At 66.2% G+C, this 17,525-nt stretch carries 19 protein-coding genes and 1 pseudogene; 9 read left to right on the top strand and 11 right to left on the bottom strand.

The window, feature by feature from the left end:
- Nucleotides 1-84 precede the first annotated feature (84 nt).
- The 4 genes from uvrB to ACVILH_RS01755 form a co-directional block, all read right to left on the bottom strand.
- Nucleotides 85-3,219, bottom strand: coding sequence for an excinuclease ABC subunit UvrB (gene uvrB, locus ACVILH_RS01770; RefSeq protein ID WP_456711348.1), 3,135 nt, complete (start codon nt 3,217-3,219; stop codon nt 85-87).
- A 170-nt stretch (nt 3,220-3,389) separates the two neighbouring features.
- A complete protein-coding gene (locus tag ACVILH_RS01765) occupies nt 3,390-3,572 on the bottom strand; it encodes a hypothetical protein (RefSeq protein ID WP_006609215.1) in 183 nt (60 codons plus the stop codon).
- Between the two features lie 196 nt (nt 3,573-3,768).
- Nucleotides 3,769-3,981 (bottom strand): hypothetical protein, encoded by a 213-nt coding sequence (locus tag ACVILH_RS01760; protein ID WP_035638937.1) that lies wholly within the window; start codon nt 3,979-3,981, stop codon nt 3,769-3,771.
- A gap of 66 nt (nt 3,982-4,047) precedes the next feature.
- On the bottom strand, nt 4,048-4,971 hold the full coding sequence (locus ACVILH_RS01755; RefSeq protein ID WP_456711347.1) for a LysR substrate-binding domain-containing protein: 924 nt from the start codon (nt 4,969-4,971) through the stop codon (nt 4,048-4,050).
- Nucleotides 4,972-5,063: 92 nt separating this feature from the next.
- Between ACVILH_RS01755 and ACVILH_RS01750 the strand changes: the two genes are divergently transcribed.
- From ACVILH_RS01750 to ACVILH_RS01740, 3 genes are read left to right on the top strand one after another with little or no spacing between them, the layout of a single operon-like run.
- Nucleotides 5,064-5,828, top strand: a complete 765-nt coding sequence (locus tag ACVILH_RS01750; RefSeq protein ID WP_456711346.1) for a sulfite exporter TauE/SafE family protein — start codon at nt 5,064-5,066, stop codon at nt 5,826-5,828.
- A gap of 7 nt (nt 5,829-5,835) precedes the next feature.
- Nucleotides 5,836-6,069, top strand: a complete 234-nt coding sequence (locus tag ACVILH_RS01745; protein ID WP_456711345.1) for a hypothetical protein — start codon at nt 5,836-5,838, stop codon at nt 6,067-6,069.
- 32 nt (nt 6,070-6,101) lie between these two features.
- The gene (locus tag ACVILH_RS01740) at nt 6,102-6,797 is read left to right on the top strand and encodes a glutathione S-transferase family protein (RefSeq protein WP_456711344.1); all 696 of its coding nucleotides are present in this window, start codon (nt 6,102-6,104) and stop codon (nt 6,795-6,797) included.
- Here ACVILH_RS01740 and ACVILH_RS01735 read toward each other — a convergent pair.
- A complete protein-coding gene (locus ACVILH_RS01735) occupies nt 6,794-7,576 on the bottom strand; it encodes a crotonase/enoyl-CoA hydratase family protein (protein WP_456711343.1) in 783 nt (260 codons plus the stop codon). The two genes, ACVILH_RS01740 and ACVILH_RS01735, sit on opposite strands and share 4 nt — an antisense overlap.
- A 97-nt stretch (nt 7,577-7,673) precedes the next feature.
- Between ACVILH_RS01735 and ACVILH_RS01730 the strand changes: the two genes are divergently transcribed.
- A complete protein-coding gene (locus tag ACVILH_RS01730; RefSeq protein ID WP_456711342.1) occupies nt 7,674-8,276 on the top strand; it encodes a TetR/AcrR family transcriptional regulator in 603 nt (200 codons plus the stop codon).
- Between the two features lie 7 nt (nt 8,277-8,283).
- Here the strand turns inward: ACVILH_RS01730 and ACVILH_RS01725 are convergent, their stop codons facing one another.
- Both ACVILH_RS01725 and ACVILH_RS01720 read right to left on the bottom strand, forming a co-directional pair.
- Complete coding sequence (locus ACVILH_RS01725; RefSeq protein WP_456711341.1) at nt 8,284-8,967, bottom strand: HAD family hydrolase; 684 nt, start codon at nt 8,965-8,967, stop codon at nt 8,284-8,286.
- Entirely contained in the window at nt 8,964-9,185 is a 222-nt protein-coding gene (locus ACVILH_RS01720) for a cysteine-rich CWC family protein (protein WP_456716846.1), read from the bottom strand. Before ACVILH_RS01720 ends, ACVILH_RS01725 begins: the two co-directional genes overlap by 4 nt.
- A 143-nt stretch (nt 9,186-9,328) precedes the next feature.
- Between ACVILH_RS01720 and ACVILH_RS01715 the strand changes: the two genes are divergently transcribed.
- From ACVILH_RS01715 to ACVILH_RS01695, 5 genes and pseudogenes are all read left to right on the top strand, one after another.
- Nucleotides 9,329-10,858, top strand: coding sequence for a DUF1800 domain-containing protein (locus ACVILH_RS01715; RefSeq protein ID WP_456711340.1), 1,530 nt, complete (start codon nt 9,329-9,331; stop codon nt 10,856-10,858).
- Nucleotides 10,855-12,078 (top strand): DUF1501 domain-containing protein, encoded by a 1,224-nt coding sequence (locus ACVILH_RS01710; RefSeq protein ID WP_456711339.1) that lies wholly within the window; start codon nt 10,855-10,857, stop codon nt 12,076-12,078. Before ACVILH_RS01715 ends, ACVILH_RS01710 begins: the two co-directional genes overlap by 4 nt.
- Nucleotides 12,079-12,223: 145 nt before the next feature.
- The gene (locus ACVILH_RS01705) at nt 12,224-12,544 is read left to right on the top strand and encodes an antibiotic biosynthesis monooxygenase family protein (protein WP_456711338.1); all 321 of its coding nucleotides are present in this window, start codon (nt 12,224-12,226) and stop codon (nt 12,542-12,544) included.
- Nucleotides 12,545-12,727: 183 nt separating this feature from the next.
- Nucleotides 12,728-13,077, top strand: a pseudogene (locus ACVILH_RS01700) (endonuclease domain-containing protein).
- 239 nt (nt 13,078-13,316) lie between these two features.
- On the top strand, nt 13,317-15,296 hold the full coding sequence (locus tag ACVILH_RS01695; RefSeq protein WP_456716845.1) for an AI-2E family transporter: 1,980 nt from the start codon (nt 13,317-13,319) through the stop codon (nt 15,294-15,296).
- 181 nt (nt 15,297-15,477) lie between these two features.
- Here the strand turns inward: ACVILH_RS01695 and ACVILH_RS01690 are convergent, their stop codons facing one another.
- From ACVILH_RS01690 to ACVILH_RS01675, 4 genes are all read right to left on the bottom strand, one after another.
- The gene (locus tag ACVILH_RS01690) at nt 15,478-15,939 is read right to left on the bottom strand and encodes an N-acetyltransferase family protein (protein ID WP_456711337.1); all 462 of its coding nucleotides are present in this window, start codon (nt 15,937-15,939) and stop codon (nt 15,478-15,480) included.
- A 54-nt stretch (nt 15,940-15,993) separates the two neighbouring features.
- Nucleotides 15,994-16,188, bottom strand: coding sequence for a hypothetical protein (locus ACVILH_RS01685; RefSeq protein ID WP_456711336.1), 195 nt, complete (start codon nt 16,186-16,188; stop codon nt 15,994-15,996).
- A gap of 67 nt (nt 16,189-16,255) precedes the next feature.
- Entirely contained in the window at nt 16,256-16,495 is a 240-nt protein-coding gene (locus ACVILH_RS01680; RefSeq protein WP_456711335.1) for a hypothetical protein, read from the bottom strand.
- Nucleotides 16,496-16,686: 191 nt separating this feature from the next.
- The gene (locus ACVILH_RS01675; protein ID WP_456711334.1) at nt 16,687-17,337 is read right to left on the bottom strand and encodes a glutathione S-transferase family protein; all 651 of its coding nucleotides are present in this window, start codon (nt 17,335-17,337) and stop codon (nt 16,687-16,689) included.
- Nucleotides 17,338-17,525 lie beyond the last annotated feature (188 nt).

The raw sequence follows: 17,525 nt of genomic DNA, 5'->3' as shown, positions 1-17,525 counted from the left end.
AGGGTTGGGGTGAGGGGCAGCCGCACGGGCAGTATGAGTTGTGAGTTCGTCGGTGTGAGCTTGCCGGAGGCGCGGTAGGCGCAACTACCGCTTCTTCCATCCACCGCGCTTCCCCGGCGCGCCACCCGTCGAGCGCGGCGCGGGGCCAAACTCCGGGCCGGACTCGCGCGAGTTTGTCGGCTGGATGATCTTGCTGCTGCTGCCGAAGGGTTTTGGCGGCAACTTGGCGTTGGGGCGGTAGGGCAGGGACTCCGGGCCGTGCATCTCGTCGAGATGGGGCTTGTGGACTTTGGAGCCGCTGCGCGAGCCGCCGTTGAGGATGTCGTCGAGTGACGGCGCGAGCGGGTCGCGGTTGGCAGACTTTCCGCTGCCACGGCCGCCACGACTCGCGGGCCCCCCTCCCTGACCCTCCCCCACAAGGGGGGAGGGAACGGAAGGACTGCCCGCGCGGCTTGATGAGCCGCGGGCAGTGCCACGTCCCTTCATCGCGGCCGTCGGCAGGTTGGCGGCGTCACCATACTTCTTCGCGCCGGCGTAGGCGCCGGCCTTGTCCTGCACGGTGCGCTGCTTGGCGGTGGGGTCGTCGACCACCGCGAGCTCGGTGGCGCGGAGGCGCTTGACCTCGTCGCGGAGGCGGGCGGCTTCCTCGAAGTTGAGGTCAGCGGCGGCTTCGCGCATGCGCGTTTCGAGATCGGCGAGCACGGCCTCGAAATTGTGGCCGATCGAGATGACGTCGTCGGTGGTGGTGCCGCCACCGGTTTCGATCAGCACGTGGTCGCGCTCATAGACCGAGTTGAGGATGTCGCCGATCGACTTCTTGACGCTCTCCGGCGTGATGCCGTTGAGCGTGTTGTACTCCATCTGCTTCTCGCGGCGGCGCGTGGTCTCGGCCATCGCGCGCTCCATCGAGCCGGTGACCTGGTCGGCGTAGAGGATGACCTTGCCGTCGACGTTGCGCGCGGCGCGGCCGATGGTCTGGATCAGCGACGTCTCGCTGCGCAGAAAACCTTCCTTGTCGGCATCGAGGATCGCGACCAGCGCGCATTCGGGGATGTCGAGGCCCTCGCGCAGCAGGTTGATGCCGACCAGCGCGTCGAACGCGCCGAGGCGCAGATCCCGGATGATCTCGATGCGCTCGATGGTGTCGATGTCCGAGTGCATGTAGCGGACGCGGATGCCCTGCTCGTGCAGATATTCGGTGAGGTCCTCGGCCATGCGCTTGGTCAGCACCGTGATCAGCGAGCGATAGCCCTTCTGCGCGGTCGCGCGGACCTCGCCGAGGAGGTCGTCGACCTGGGTGCGGGCGGGGCGGATATCCACGGGAGGATCGATGAGTCCGGTCGGGCGGATGACCTGCTCGACGAACACGCCGCCAGCCTCGTTGATCTCCCAGGCCGCGGGCGTAGCGGACACCGCGACCGTCTGCGGCCGCATCATGTCCCATTCCTCGAACCGCAGCGGACGGTTGTCCATGCAGGAGGGCAGGCGGAAGCCGTATTCGGCCAGCGTTGCCTTGCGGCGGAAGTCGCCGCGGAACATGCCGCCGATCTGCGGCACGGTGACGTGGCTCTCGTCGGCGAACACCAGCGCATTGTCGGGCACATATTCGAACAAGGTCGGCGGCGGCTCGCCGGGCAGGCGTCCTGTGAGATAGCGCGAGTAGTTCTCGATGCCGGCGCAGCTGCCGGTCGCCTCCATCATCTCGATGTCGAAGGTGGTGCGCTGCTCCAGCCGCTGCGCCTCGAGCAGACGGCCCTGCGCGTGCAACTGGTCGAGCCGGATCTTCAGCTCATGCTTGATCGACTTGATCGCCTGCACCAGAGTCGGGCGCGGCGTGACGTAGTGCGAATTGGCATAGACCTTGATGAACTCCAGCTCGTCCTGCTTGTGGCCGGTGAGCGGATCGAACTCCTCGATATTCTCGACGGTGTCGCCGAACAGGTTCACGCGCCAGGCGCGGTCCTCATAGTGCGCCGGGAAGATATCGATGACGTCGCCGCGGACGCGGAATGTGCCGCGGGTGAAGTCGTGCTGGGTGCGCTTGTATTGCAAGGCGACGAGATCGGCGATCAGCTGGCGCTGGTCGATGCGCTCGCCCTTCTTCAGCGCGAAGGTCATCGCGGTGTAGGTCTCGACAGAGCCGATACCGTAGATGCAGGACACCGAGGCGACGATGATGACGTCGTCGCGCTCCAGCAGCGCGCGCGTCGCGGCGTGGCGCATGCGGTCGATCTGCTCGTTGATCGAGGAATCCTTCTCGATATAGGTGTCGGTACGCGGGACGTAGGCCTCGGGCTGGTAGTAGTCGTAATAGGAGACGAAATACTCGACGGCGTTGTCGGGGAAGAAGCTCTTGAACTCGCCATAGAGCTGCGCGGCGAGCGTCTTGTTCGGCGCGAGGATGATGGCGGGACGCTGCGTCGCCTCGATCACCTTGGCCATGGTGTAGGTCTTGCCGGAGCCGGTGACGCCGAGCAGCACCTGGGTGCGGTCGTTGCGGTTGATGCCCTCGACCAGTTCCTTGATGGCCTGCGGCTGGTCGCCCTTCGGCTCATAGGCCGACTTGATCTCGAAGCGGACGCCGCCTTCCGACTTCTCCGGACGCGGGGGGCGGTGCGGGGTCCAGACCTTCAGCGAGCCGTCATTCTTGCGGAACTCGGGACGGCCTTCGCGGATCAGGGCCTCCAGCGCTTCCGCGGTGGCCTTGACGCCGAGCGCCTCCATCTTGTTGCGCGGCGGGCGGGCGAGGGCTTCGTCATCGTCCTCCGCGGTGGGCAGGCCGAGCTGCCGCGCCAGCTCCGGATCGAGCGTGGGGATGCTGGCTGAGGTGCCGAAATTAGCCTGTGGGGCTTCGGCGAAGCCGGTCAGGTCCGCGCCGTCGCTCTCAGCGGCATTGGAGGAACGCGCGCCGGCGGGCTGCGGATTCGGTCGGAGCGGCATCGCGCGTTCCGTCCCGTCACGCGCCGCGACATCCTCGCTCTTGCCCTTGGTGGAGGCCCGCGCCCGATGCGCGGCCGCTTCGCCGCCGCTGCGGCGGTCCCAGGAATTGTCCGGCGGCGGCTTCAATCCCGTCGAGGAGCCGATGCCGCTCTCGCCGCGGTTGATGGCGGGGTTCAGCAGTTCCGCCAGCGCGGGCGCGATCGGCTGAACATCCGGGCGATGCGCTTTGGACTTCGGGGAACGGCCGGGCTTCTTGGGAGTGTCGGGGGTCTTCGCCATGGCCCGAATATGGGACCGATGGGGCCGACATGAAAGAGTGAACGCGCCTTGTCACCAGCCCTGCTGACAGCATGGTGGCAGCAGGAGCTGCGGACCTCGGCTCACCTTTGGCGACCACCCTGGGCAAGCGACCGCGCAGTGACGGCTCGACACCGAGCGGGCCGGGAGAGCTAGTGCCGGGTGGGTGGTTCGACGATGTCGAGATGGACGCCGTGGCAGGCCACGCATTGCAGCGCCCAGTATTCCGAGCCGCCGCGGCCATTGATGACGCTGAGGATGCTCAGTTCCGCATCACAGTCCGGGCATCGCGTGCGAACCGAAAAAGCGAGGTGTTTGACGGCAGGCTCAGCCATGAATTGCAGTCCGCATTACGAATACACTCGGCATTTCGAATTGGCGTTGTGAATGACGGCCTAGTGAATGTGTTGGAGCCGTCTTCAGCGAAAGTGGACGCATCGCAACGGTACTCTCGGAGATTGTTTCACGCCGCGCTATCCGTCTTTTCCCGGGGTTCGTTCGATATCCTCCGTTGGCTGCAATTGGGCCGCACTATCTCCACCGTTTGCGAAAGCGGTCGATGTGACTCTTGGCATCGGCGATCGCCATGTCTGCATCCGACCAGGCAAAGCCGACTTCGAGAGAGGGAAACGAGACACCATTGATCACCACGGGAGTCATGTCTGCGCGGCGAATCCGCGCGTGCCACAAGCCCTTTCCTGCTTCGAACGGCTCGATGGCGAAGTCCTCGTACAAGTACGTCATTGCGCAGTCCTGGATATCCCGAACGGCAATGACAGCATGAATACGTCGGGCCAACTGTGAACCGGTTCACACGGCAACGTCTTTTTTGCTAGTATCCTTGCGTTGCGCATTCCGTGTGGCGGATTGCGCAGCGGCGCGCATGATCCAGCGGCGAAACGCGGTGAAATCGCGCTGTCCGGCCTGAAAGCTGCGATAGACCAGATACCAGCGCTCGCCCTTTGGGACAGTCAGCGCGAAGGGTGCAACCAGGCGTCCAGCCGCGAGGTCGTCGTCGATATAGGGACGGATGCCCATGGCGACGCCGAGGCCGTCGATGGCCGCTTGCAGCGCATGGCCGTAATACTGAAACTCCGTACCTCGCGCGGTGACGCGCGTAACGCCCGCGGCCTTCAACCAGAGCGACCAGTCCTCGGCCGCGTGCGACACGCGCAGCAGGCTGGGGCCCTTCAGATCCGCCGGCCGCTTCAGCGTCGCGGCCAGCCGCGGCGTGCACACCGGCAGCAGGTCGGCGGCGAACAGCGGCTCGGCGACCAGGCCCGGCCAGGCGCCGTCGCCGAGCCTGATGCCGCAGCTCCAATCGTCGCCGAACGGCACCGCCGCGCCGCCGGTGGTGATGCGCACCTCGATGTCGGGCTCCACGGTGCTGAAATCGGCGAGCCGCGGGATCAGCCATTTCATCGCGAAAGTGGGGCCGACGCCGAGCGTCAGCACGCGCATCGAGGACGGCGCCATGATCTGCGCGGTTAGGCTCGACAGCGCGTCGAAGATCGGCGTCAGCCCGCTCTGGTAGGCGCGGCCGGCGGCGGTCAGCGCGAGCCGATTGGCCTTGCGCTCGAACAGCACCACGCCGAGCCGCTGCTCGAGCAGGTTGACCATGCGGCTGATCGCGGCGGCGGAGACGTTGAGCTCGCCTCCGGCGGCCGCGAAGCTGCCGGTGCGCGCCGCCGCCTCGAATGCCTTGATGCCGTTCAGGAACAGAAGCCGCCGCATGCGAGCCCTCAGGAAAACTGATGGAGGGCAAGATAACTCGGTTTGCACTGTTGTCGCCAGTGCGAGATCCTTGCGGGCAGAGGAGATCAGCCATGACGCCCGTCCTGATTGCAGCGCTCGGATTGCTGATGGTCGCGACGGCGTTTCTGTCGGGCCTGTTCGGCATGGCCGGCGGGCTGATCCTGATCGGCGTGCTGCTCGCGCTGATGCCGCTGCCGGCTGCGATGGTGCTGCACGCCATCACCCAGATGGCCTCCAACGGCTGGCGCGCGGTGCTGTGGCGCCGGCACATCCGCTGGCGGCCGGTCGCGGTCTATCTGATCGGCTGCGCCCTGGCGCTCGGCGCCTGGTCGCTGGTGCGCTACGTGCCGGACAAGCCGGCGGCGCTGCTGCTGCTCGGCGTCACGCCGTTCATGGCGCGGATGATGCCGGCCTCGCTCAAGCCGGATCCCGAGAGCGTCTGGCAGGGCGCGGCTTACGGCATGATCTGCATGGGGCTGATGCTGATGACCGGCGTGTCCGGCCCGCTGCTCGACACCTTCTTCCTCGGCGCGCGCTTCGACCGCCGCTCGATCGTGGCGACCAAGGCGACCTGCCAGGTCGCGAGCCATCTCACCAAGCTGATCTATTTCGGCGGGATCATCGACCAGGCCGCAAGCCTCGATCCGGTGCTCGCGCTCGTGGCGATCGCTGCATCCATGCTCGGCACGACGCTGGCGCGGCGGCTGCTGGAGGCAATGAGCGAGCAGCAGTTCCGCACCTGGGCCAGCCGCATCATTACGGCGGTCGCGAGCTACTACATCCTCTATGGCGGCTGGCTGCTGCTGCTCGCGCAGCGCTCCGTCGCAGCCGAATGAGGGACGCATGAGCTCGGATCCGCTGGTGCTGGATTTCGTCGAATGGATCGCGCGTGAGCCGCGCAGCCATGCCGAGGTGGTCGCGACCTGGCGCACCAGCTGCCCGCGGCTGACGGTGTGGGAGGATGCCGCCGATCTCGGCTATGTCGCGCGCGAGGCGATCGCAGGTATCGGCCTCTGCATCGTCGTCACCGCGAGCGGCGCGCAGCTGCTGCGCGACAACGGCCGTATCCTCAGCTAGACTCGATCCACCAAAGGGAGGATCGACCGGGCATGGCACTGAAGCTGTTCGAACTCGTGGGCACCGACGCCGGGCGGCCGTTCAGCCCGTTCTGCTGGCGCACGCGCATGGCGCTGGCGCACAAGGGCCTGAGCGCGGAGAGGATCCCCTGGCGCTTCACCGAAAAGAGCGCGCTGGCGCCGCATGGTGCGGAGAAGGTGCCGGTGTTGCTCGACGGCGAGCGCGCGGTGGTCGATTCCTGGGTGATCGCCGGCTATCTCGAAGACACTTATCCCGATCGTCCCTCGCTGTTCGGCGGCGCCGGCGGCCGCGCGATGGCGCGCTTCCTGAACGCCTGGGGTGACATCACTGTCGTCGGCGGCATCTTCCCGCTGATCATCGCTGATATCCCGCAGAATCTCGCGGCCGAGGACGCGGCGTATTTCCGCGCCTCGCGCGAAGCGCGGCTCGGCAAGAGCCTGGAAGAGATCATGGCGCCCCGCGACCAGGCGGTGATCGGCTTCCGCAAATCGCTGGAGCCGCTGCGCCAGACCTTGAAGGCGCATCCCTTCATCGGCGGCCATGCGCCTGACTATGCCGACTACATCGTGTTCGGCGGCTTCCAATGGGCGCGCGTGGTCAGCCCGTTCAAGCTGCTGGAGGAGACTGACAGCGTCTACGCCTGGCGCGAGCGGTTGCTCGACGCCTTCGACGGCATGGCGCGGAAGTCGCCGGGATATCCGGTCTAGGACGCCGGCGACCGGCGGTCACGCCACGCCGCCAGACCTTCGTCCAGTTCGCCGCCGCCGACCAAGCGTGCGAACTGCTCGCTTTCGACATCCAGCCCTTCGCCGATCGCCATGTTGAGCCCGCGCGTCGTCGCGGTGATGACGCTGGCGACGGCGTCCGGGCCGTGGCGGATGATGCGCTGGGCGAGCGCGCGTGCCGCGGGCAGCAGCTCGTGATGCGGCACGACCGCGTTGACGAGGCCGATCTCCAGCGCGCGCTGCGCCGGAAACGGATCGCCGGTCAGCAGCAATTCGAGCCCGCGCTTGCGGCCGACCAGCCGCGGCAGCCGCTGTGTGCCGCCGAAGGTCGGCGGCATGCCGAGCTGGATCTCCGGCTTGGCGAAGCTGGTGCGCTCGCTGGCGACGGCGAGATGCACGGCCTCGGTGATCTCGCAGCCGCCGCCGAAGGCGAGCCCGTTCACGGCGGCGATCACCGGCTTGCGGAATGCCTCCAGCCGCGCCGTCATCGCCTGGCCGCGCCGCACGAAGTCGCGCACCGCGACAGCGCGGCCCTGTCGGACGCTCTCCGAGAATTCATGAATGTCGGCGCCGGCCGAGAAGGCGCGCTCGCCGGCGCCGGTCAGGATCACGGCCCGGATGGCGGTGTCGGTCTCGATGCGGTCGAGGGCGGCCATCAGCGCGTCGATCAGGGCGTAGCTCAGCGCATTCAGCCGCTGCGGCCGGTTGAGCGTGAGCAGGGCGATGTGATCGGAGACGTGAAGCAGAACGGGATCGGTCATGGCAGCGCCTCGCTGGCTGGCAGTTGGTGCAGCCGAGACTAGGCGCGAGGCCAGGCAAAGTATATTCACTGGTCAGTATACATTGCAGAGCGCTGCCATGGCCCGTTCCTCAGATCCGACCCGTGCGCGTATTCTCGCCGCGGCGAACAAGCTGTTCTATGCCGACGGCATCCGCGCAGTCAGCGTCGATGCGGTGGCCGAGAAGGCCGGCATCACCAAGAAGACGCTGTACTATCATTTCCGCAGCAAGGACGATCTCGTCGCCGCCTATCTCGCTGCCCGTGACCAGCCGAACCTCGCGCTGTTCAAACGCTGGTTCGACGAGAGCGAGGGCGCCTTGCCGGATAAGATCGCCGCGATCTTCCGTCATCTCGCGGCCTCCGCACGGCATCCAAAATGGCGCGGCTGCGGCTTCCTGCGCACGACCGCGGAGCTCGCCAATCTGCCGGGTCATCCTGCGATCAAGATCGGGGCTGCGCACAAGAAGAAGTTCGAGGCCTGGCTGCAGGCGATTTTCGCCGAGGCCGGTATCAACGGTGCAGGCGAGCTGGCGCGGCAGATGCTGCTGCTGCTCGACGGCGCGTTCGCGGTCGTGCTGCTGCATCGCGATGCCAGCTACATGGAGACGGCGGGCGAGGCGGCGCGGGCGCTGGTCGCGGCAGCGTTGCCGACGCGGTCTAGGCGATCGCGTTCGCGCTAACTCGGCGTCAGGTCGTCAGCACCGGCTGCAGGCGCAAGCCGAGCATCTCGCGCACAGCATCGAGATGCGGCAGCACGGCCGCGCATTTGTCGCGCGACTGCTCGGTCGGCGGCACGATGTCCGGCACCATGAGCGTGATCGCGCCTGCCGCATGCGCCGCCGCGACGCCGGGATTGGAGTCCTCGATCGCGACGCAGGCCGGCGCGCGCGTGCGCAGCCGCTCGGCGGCGAGCAGATAGAGATCCGGATGCGGCTTGGCGCGGCTGACATCGTCGCGTGTCAACACCGCATCGAAGCGGTGGTCGATGCCCGCCAGCCGGAGATGCTCGGCCGCCGTGCTGCGCGATGACGAGGTGACGACGGCCTTGGGCAGGCCGGCCGCCTCGATCGCATCGAGCAGGTCGATCACGCCGCGCTTCAGCGGCATGCCCGCATGCAGGATCTCCGCGGTCTTGGCGGCGAACAGGCGGTTGACCTCGATCAGCGGAAAGTTGTCGCCGAAATGATCGCGCAGGGTGCGCTCATTGTCGGGGCCGGGAATGCCGATCATTGCGTGGCAGAGCTCGACGACGCCATCGCGATAGCCGAGCGCATTCAACGCCGCGATGGAGGCGTCGAGATAGACCTTCTCGGTGTCGAGCAGGGTGCCGTCCATGTCGATCAGGACGGCTTCGACGTGCCAGCGTGTCACGAGGCCGGCTCCGCGTCGCGGGCCAGCTTCGTCAGGCAATTGATGCACAGGCAGTCCTTGAACCGGCTCTGGCCGGCTTTCGGCAGCGGCAGGCGAACGCTCTCGTCGAAGCACCAGCACGCGCCGCCGGGATCGCAGCTGAATTCCGTGCCGCAGGACTCGCAGATGAGCTTTCGCGCGGTCGCGTTTGCTAAACGATTTGTCACGTTCGGAACCACGTTCGGCCGGTCCTTTTTCATGTCCGGTTCATCTGCTGGGGCAAGTATAGTGCGCAGCAATACCGGGCGCCAGCACACCGGCATCGAACCTGTTCACGATGCTGGCGGACCCAGTCTGACGCAGCATTCGATGAGGATTTGGCATGGCCCGTGATCCCCAGGCGGCCCTGGTGGCGTTGAACCGCTTCGGCTTCGGCGCGCGCGGCGGTGCTTCAGGTGATCTCCTCAATGCGGCGTCGGATCCGCGCGGCTTCGTCAAGGCGGAGCTGCTGCGGCCGAACGGTGCGTTGCTCGAGGTGCCCGGTCTGCAGCCGACGCCGGCCCTGGCCGAGGCCGTGTTCGCCTATCAGGAAGAGGTCAAGCGGGCGCGCGAAGCCGCAGCCAAAACGGCCGAGGCGCCGCCGACCGAGCAGCCCAGCCAAAACCGCGGCCCGTCGACGAACGGCACTGAGGCGCCGATGACCGCAACGCCTCCGGCTGCGCCGACCACGGGCGCCAGCATGGCGCCTCCCGCGGGAGACGCGGGACAGGCGAAACCTGCTCAGCCGCAGCAGCCGCCGAACGTCGTCCAGAAGACGTTCCGTGCCGAAGCGCTGGCGCGGCTACAGCGCGCGGTGCTCGCCGATTGCGGCGTCACCGAGCGTCTCGTGGCGTTCTGGTCGAACCATTTCTGCATCTCCGCAGGCAAAGGCGAGCTGGCGCGGATGTGGGCCGGCTCCTTCGAGCGCGAGGCGATCCGGCCGCACCTGCTCGGGCGCTTCGCCGACATGCTCAAGGCCGTCGAGCAACATCCGGCGATGCTGTTCTTCCTCGACAACCAGGAATCGCTCGGACCGGACTCGCGCGCCGGCCAGAACCGCAAGCGTGGCCTGAACGAGAATCTCGCGCGCGAGATCATGGAGCTGCATACGCTCGGCGTCGGCGGCGGCTACACGCAGGAGGACGTGACCTCGCTGGCGCGCATCATCACCGGCTGGAGCTTTGCCGGCCGCAATGCGCGCAACGGCGCGCCGGGCAGCTTCGTCTTCAACGCCAATGCGCATCAGCCGGGGCCGCAGACCCTGCTCGGCAAGGTCTATCAGGATGACGGCGTCGCGCAGGGCGAGGCGGCGCTCGCCGATATCGCGCGCCATCCTTCGACCGCGAAATTCGTCGCGACCAAGCTCGCGCGTCATTTCATCGCCGACGATCCGCCGCCGGCGCTGGTCGCACGGCTCGAGGCCGTCTTCAAGAAAAGCGACGGCGATCTCAAGGCGGTGACGCTGGCGCTGATCGAGTCCGATGACGCGTGGTCGGCGCCGCTGACCAAGATCCGCTCGCCCTATGAGTTCCTGGTCGCCGGCGGTCGGCTGCTGGCGCGCGTTCCCGAAGACCCCGGCTTCTATCTCAACTCGCTCAACACGCTCGGCCAGCCGCTGTGGGCGCCAGCCGGTCCCAACGGATTTGCTGATAGCAATGCGATGTGGGCCGCGCCGGAGGGCATGAAGCTGCGGCTCGACATTTCGGCGCAGCTCGCCGCACGGCTCGGCAACAACATCGATCCGCGTGACCTGCTTGATCTCGTCGCGGGTGACGCCACGTCGCCCGAGACGCGGCGCACGATCGAGCGCGCGGAATCGCGCCAGCAGGCGTTGGCGCTGCTGCTGATGGCGCCGGAATTCCAGAGGAGATGACGATGGAGCGGATCACGACCTCGCTGTTGACCTCGCGACGGCAATTGATGCTGGCCGGCGCCTCCTTTGCCGCCTGGGCCTATTTGCCGAAATTCGCCCGCGCGGCCGACGCGCGCGATCCGCGGCTGATCGTCGTCATCCTGCGCGGCGCGCTCGACGGGCTCGCCACGGTCGCACCGGTCGGCGATCCCGATTATGCCGGACTGCATGGCGCGATTGCGCTTTCCATCGCCGGGCCGAACCCGGCACTGCCGCTGGATTCGTTCTTTGCGCTGCATCCGTCGATGCCGGAATTCGCGCGCATGTACCGCGACAACAAGGCGGCCGTCCTCCATGCGGTGGCGACGCCGTATCGCGAGCGCTCGCATTTCGACGGCCAGGACGTGCTCGAAAGCGGCTTTGCTGGTCCCGGCCGCGTGCAATCGGGTTGGCTCAATCGTGCGATGGAGGCGCTGCCGCGCGGGCCGCGCGTCTCCGGCGCGCTCGCGGTTGGGCCAACCGCGCCGCTGGTGCTGCGCGGCGCCGCGCCCACCGTGGGCTGGGCGCCGGTGACCCTGCCGCAGGCCGACGACGACACGGCGATGCGGCTGGTCGATCTCTACACGCATCGCGATCCCGCGTTGGCATCTGCGCTGTCGCAGGGGCTCAAGCTGGAGAAGGTCGCGTTCGGCGATGACATGAAGCCGAAGCCGGGCGGCAATCAGATCGCGGCGATGCGCCAGGTCGCGCGTGGTGCGGCGAAGCTGATCGCGGCCGACGATGGTCCGCGCATCGCGGCGCTGGCGTTCGACGGCTGGGACACGCATGCCAATGAAGGCGGCGCGGTCGGCCGGCTCGCGCAGCTGCTCTCCGGTCTGGATGGCGCGCTCGCCGAGTTCGAAAGCGGGCTCGGCCCGCGCTGGCGCGACACGGTGGTGGTCGTCGCCACCGAGTTCGGCCGCACGGCGAAGATCAACGGCACGCAGGGCACCGATCACGGCACCGGCACCATCGCGCTGCTCGCCGGCGGCGCGATCAAGGGCGGGCGCGTCATCGCAGACTGGCCGACGCTGAAGATGGCGAGCCTCTATCAGGGACGTGATCTCGCGCCGACCATGGATCTGCGCGCGGTGTTCAAGGGCGTGCTCGCCGATCATCTCGGCCTCGGCGAGCGCGCGCTCGGCGACAGCGTGTTTCCCGAGAGCGCGGCCGTGAAGCCGATGAAGGGGCTGGTGGCGTAAGGCCACTCAGCCGTTCGTGTGGGACGCCTTGGGTCCGCCTTCGATCGCGCGAGAGATCGCCCCATCGGTGGCTCTATCCGCAGGCGCATCGCAGCGCAAAGTCTGCTAATCCTGGGTGCAGCGGCACATCATCCAGGAGATCAGCATGTTCATCGCCATGAATCGCTTTCGCGTCGCCAAGGGCTCGGAAGCCGCCTTCGAGCAGGTCTGGCTGTCGCGCGACAGCCATCTCGAGAAGGTGCCCGGCTTCGTCGAGTTTCACCTGTTAAAGGGCCCCGAAGCCGAAGACCACACGCTCTACGCCTCGCACACCATCTGGGCGTCGAAGACGGCCTTCGAGGACTGGACCAAATCCGAAGCCTTCCGCATGGCCCACAAGGGCGCCGGCGACAACAAGCCGCTCTACCTAGGGCCTCCGCAGTTCGAGGGGTTCGAGGTGAAGCAGACGGTGGGCGGGAAGAAGTAAGTCTCGTTTCATTCTCGCTGCCACCGCGACGGCGGTGCGCTCCCTCTCCCCGTTCTTCACGGGGAGAGGGTCGGGGTGAGGGGCAGCCGCACGGGTAGTGATCATTTTTGACAGCCAGCGCTCGTGTCTTGCTGACTGCAGGATTAGTAGTTTCATCACTGCCGACCTGTTGGGGCAGGCCACATGAGAGGCCCAGATGTGAAATCCGTCGGGCTAGCCCGGCGTCTTCGGGCCGCCCAGACGAAGGCGGAGACGGTTCTTTGGAGCAGGATCCGCAACCGCCAGATCGATGGTCACAAGTTTGTTCGGCAACTTCCCATCGCTACTTATATCTGCGACTTTGTGTGTCGTGAGAGATGTCTCATCATCGAAGTCGATGGTGGTCAACACAGCGAGTCAACCAGGATATCGTCCGTGACCGTCGGTTGGCGGACGAAGGCTATCGAGTTCTTCGCGTCTGGAACAACGATGTTCTCGGAAACATCGAAGGGGTGCTTGCTATCATTCAGCAGGAGCTAAGGAGGAGAGATTAGCTTGTCGGAGCTGATACTTCCCGTGCGGCTGCCCCTCACCCCAACCCTCTCCCCGTAAGAACGGGGAGAGGGAGCTGACCACGCCCGTGGCGGCCTTCTCGGCACAAAGCGTCTCTGGGCACAGGCGGCGGCTGATGTTCGTCGAACGCGTGATCCGGCTGTCGGACCAAGCCGATCCGACCCGCATGCGACGAAAGGTCTGCCTGGGAACTGGAGCCTCCCTCGTCTGTTATCGGGAGATGATCAGCCGACAGCCGCTCAAGGTTCGTACCGCCGAGGAGGTTCTCGGCCTGGTCAGCGCGTTGGCTGTCGCGATCTTCGCGGTCATCATCATCGCGCTGTTGTATTTCGGCCGTGACATCCTCGTGCCGGTTGCGCTGGCCATTCTGCTCAGCTTCGTTCTGGCGCCGCTGGTGGCGCAGCTTCAGCGGCTTCGCGCGCCGCGCGGGCTCGCGGTCGTCAGTGTCGTCGTTCTCGCCTTTGTGGTGATCTTTGCGCTCGGCAGCCTGCTCGCCACGCAGCTCACCCAGCTCGCCAGCGAGTTGCCGAACTATCAATCGACGATGAGCAACAAGATCCAGTCGTTCCGCGACACCAAGGCCGGTCGAGGGACGCTCGAGCGCGCGTCGGACATGCTCAAGGATCTGGGCAAGGAGCTCGACCGGCCGAAGGAGCCAGAGGCGCCCCGGCCGCCGAGCGGACTCCGGGGGACTCCTTCGACGCCTGTGGCTCCGATTCCGGTCGAGGTCCGACAGCCTGATCCCGGAGCGTTGGATAGTCTTCGCACGCTGATCTCGCCGCTCATTCATCCCCTGGCGACCACCGGCATCATCATCATCTTCGTGATCTTCATCCTGCTCCAGCGCGAGGATCTCCGGAACAGGCTCATTCGCTTGGCGGGCTCATCTGATCTCCAGCGCACCACGGCGGCGCTCGATGACGCGGCGTTGAGGCTCAGCCGGCTGTTTCTCACGCAACTCGCCCTGAACGGTGGCTTCGGCGTGGTCATCGGCGTTGGCCTGTGGCTCATCGGCATTCCCAGCGCCATTCTCTGGGGCATCCTCGCCGCAGCCCTTCGCTTCGTGCCCTATATCGGCGCCGTCATTGCTGCTGCGTTTCCGCTGGCGCTGGCGGCGGCAGTCGACCCCGGCTGGACGATGCTGATCTGGACGCTGGCGCTGTTTGTCGTCGTCGAGCCGCTGCTCGGCCACGTCATCGAACCGATGGTCTATGGGCGTAGCACGGGTCTGTCCCCCGTGGCCGTGGTGGTGTCAGCCGCGTTCTGGACCGCTCTGTGGGGGCCCATCGGTTTGGTGCTCGCGACGCCGCTGACAGTCTGCCTTGTCGTCATCGGACGGCATGTCGAGCGCCTGGAGTTTCTCGACGTGATGTTCGGCGATCGTCCGGCGCTGTCCCCGCCCGAGATCTTCTATCAGCGCATGCTCGCAAACGATCCGACGGAAGCGGCGGAGAAAGCCGAGGAGTTTTTGAAGGAGCGGTCCCTGATCGCCTATTGCGATGAGGTCGCCGTCAAGGGGCTGCAGCTGGCCCAGGCCGACGCCGACCGAGGGGCGCTCGCTTATGATCGCCTGGCGACGATCCGCGATGCGGTGACTGAGCTGACCGTCGATCTCTCCGACCAGAATGACGCTCCGGCGGCCGGCGAGACGACGACTGATCCCGAGGCGGCGTCAGCCATCGACGACTCGGCGAGCAACCGGGCTGCCGACACGTTACCGGTGCTCAGCAAGGAGAGTCTCGCAGAGGGCTGGAGAAGCGAGCAGCCGCTGCTCTGCATGGCTGGTCGAACACCGATCGACGAAGCGGCTGCGGTGCTTCTTGCGCAGTTGTTCTCGGCGCACGGATTGGGGACGAAGGTGTCGGGAGCGGAGGCGCTGTCGACCGCGAACGTCATCAAGCTCGAGCCGGCAGGAATTGCGATTGCCTGCCTGGTTTACCTCGGCCACTCCGGCGTTGCCCATATGCGCTACGGCGTCCGCCGCCTGAAGCGGCGCCTCCCGAGGGCCAAGGTGATGTTGGTCTGTTGCGCGGCGGATCTCGATCAGGACGCAGCGAAGGCGCTGCAAGAAGCGACCAAGGCCGACCTGGTCACCGTGAGCATGGGCGAGGCCGTCAAGGTGTGCATCGAGGCTGCGCAGGCCAAGACGTCGCCGCCGTTGCCCTCGGTCAAGCTGGATCCGACGACGAATGTCGCGTGAGATGCGGTCGAGACCGGCCGGCTCACGGTTACCTGCAGCTCCAAAAAAGTGCGGCCCCGGTCAGAGACGGCGACTGACGGGGACCGCTGACACGCCTGATCTGTGACGGGGGGGCCTGATCAAGCGCTCGGGTATGAGCGTAGGCGCGGGGCGTGACGGCTGAGTGACAGCCCGTGCAGTACTACACGGACTTGCGGTAGACGATGAAGCCCGAGCGCTCGGCGACCTTGTCGTAGAGCGCCTGGGCCGTGGTGTTGGTCTCGTGGGTTTGCCAGTAGACGCGTCCCGAGCCTGCGGCGCGCGCTGCCGCGTAGACGGCTTCGATCAGCGCGCGGCCGACGCCCTTGCCGCGCGCGGCCTCGCTGGTGAAGAGGTCGTTGAGATAGCAGAGCGGTGCGATCGACGTCGTGGCGCGGTGATACAGATAATGCGCAAGGCCGATCAGCTCGCCGCCGCTCTCGGCGACCAAAGCGTGGACCGGCTCGCCGGCATCGAAGAAGCGCGCCCAGGTGGTCGCGGTGATCTCGGCCGGCAGGGCGGTCGGTCCCGATCGGCCGTAGAACGCATTATAGCCGTCCCAGAGGGGCAGCCATCGATCATAGTCCGCGTACGCGACCGCGCGCACGGTGAGTGTCTCATGCATGAAGGCCGCCTGTTCGATGTCTCAGGCTCTCGATACCGAGCGCGAGGCCATCGATCAATCGGAGACTGTTGAATCCGTGTCCGCGCCGGATGGCCTGACCAGCTCAGCATGAAGGATCTGACCGTCCTCGGTCACCGGAGACAGCGAGAGCTCGCCGCGCCGCTCGATGATGATCAGAAGTGACGCCGCCAGCAGGATCGCGAGTGCCAGGGTCACGGCAACGATTACGACCGTTGATTTCATCGCCATTTGGAGCGCGAGACAATCATCGCCTGTTGTCGCGAAAACCGCGAAGGGTTGTCAAAATGACTTCCTGCTAAGCGAGCAACGACAAGACGGCGCGAGCCGACAGCACGGTGAGGGTGAAGCTCAATGAGATCGTGCAGGCGGCGATGACGACGGCGACAGCGGTGGTCAGGCCGGAAGGAAGGGTCAGCGTGGCGTTGCCGTGGAAGCCGCTGACGATGGTGCTGGGGTCGCCATCGGGTTCCAATCCCGCGACGTGGCCGCGGACCCAACTGAAGCTCGGAACAGAAGCACGACGCCACCGGGACATACGACGAATCCCTTACCCCTACATCCGCGAGCGAATCACTCGCAGAGGTAAATTCTAAGGTCGCGCTGGGCAGGAATGCGGCGGTCAACGACCAAAAGCGGCGGAAACATGGCGTTAGCGGTATTTGTTCCCGCTAATACGTGTATTTTCCCCGCTGTTCTACGGGCGGTCGGTAGTCTTACGGTCGCGGCTCAATCGTAGTCGGCGGCGATCCCTGCGGAGTCGATCAGGGCGGGCTGCCAGTCCATCGCCACGAAGCCGGGGGTCTGCTCCACCCGGCGCAGCCAGCTGCGGATCTTCGGAAAGGTCGAGAGATCGAAATCGCAACGATCGGCGACGTGGGTGTAGCCGTAGAGCGCGATATCCGCGACCGTGAGCTGCTTCGCCGCGAAGTAGTCGTTGCCCTTGAGGTGATTCTCCATCACCTGCAAAGCTGCGTAGCCGCGCTCCATCCAGTCTTCCAGCGCATGCGTCTGCAGATCGCGTCCGCCCTTCACCAGCAGCAGCCAGAAATAGGCGGCGCCGATGTTCGGCTCCAGCGCATGCTGCTCGAAGAACATCCATTGCAGCGCCTCGGCGCGCTCGATGCGCGATTCCGGCACCAGCGGTGTGCCGCCGGCGACGTACCACAGGATGGCGTTGGACTCGGCGATGTAGCGGTCGTCGCCGACCTCGAGCAGCGGCACCTGGCCGCTCGGATTCTTGGCGAGGAAGTCCGGCGTGCGGCTCTCACCTCTGAGGATGTCGATCTCGATCGCCTGATAGGGCGCGTTCAAAAGCGCCAGCGCAAGCCGGACCTTGTAGCTGTTGCCTGAGCGCTGCATTGAATAGAGCTTGTACATCCGGCCAATGTCGAGTTCGAGGAATCATCGCGCGGTCGAATCGCAGATCGGCACGCGAGATCGTCCCGCAATGCGGCCAGACAATGATGCCGAAGGGCGCAGGCTGCAAGTCCTGTCGGATGGAAAAAGTCGAAATGCGCTACTGCACTGCACGCGCAGACAACAACTTTCCAACAGCTGCTGAAAGC

Source organism: Bradyrhizobium sp. USDA 4353, assembly GCF_054063215.1.
The sequence above is the reverse complement of the archived record's forward strand: the minus strand, read 5'-3'. Positions and strand labels throughout refer to the sequence as shown.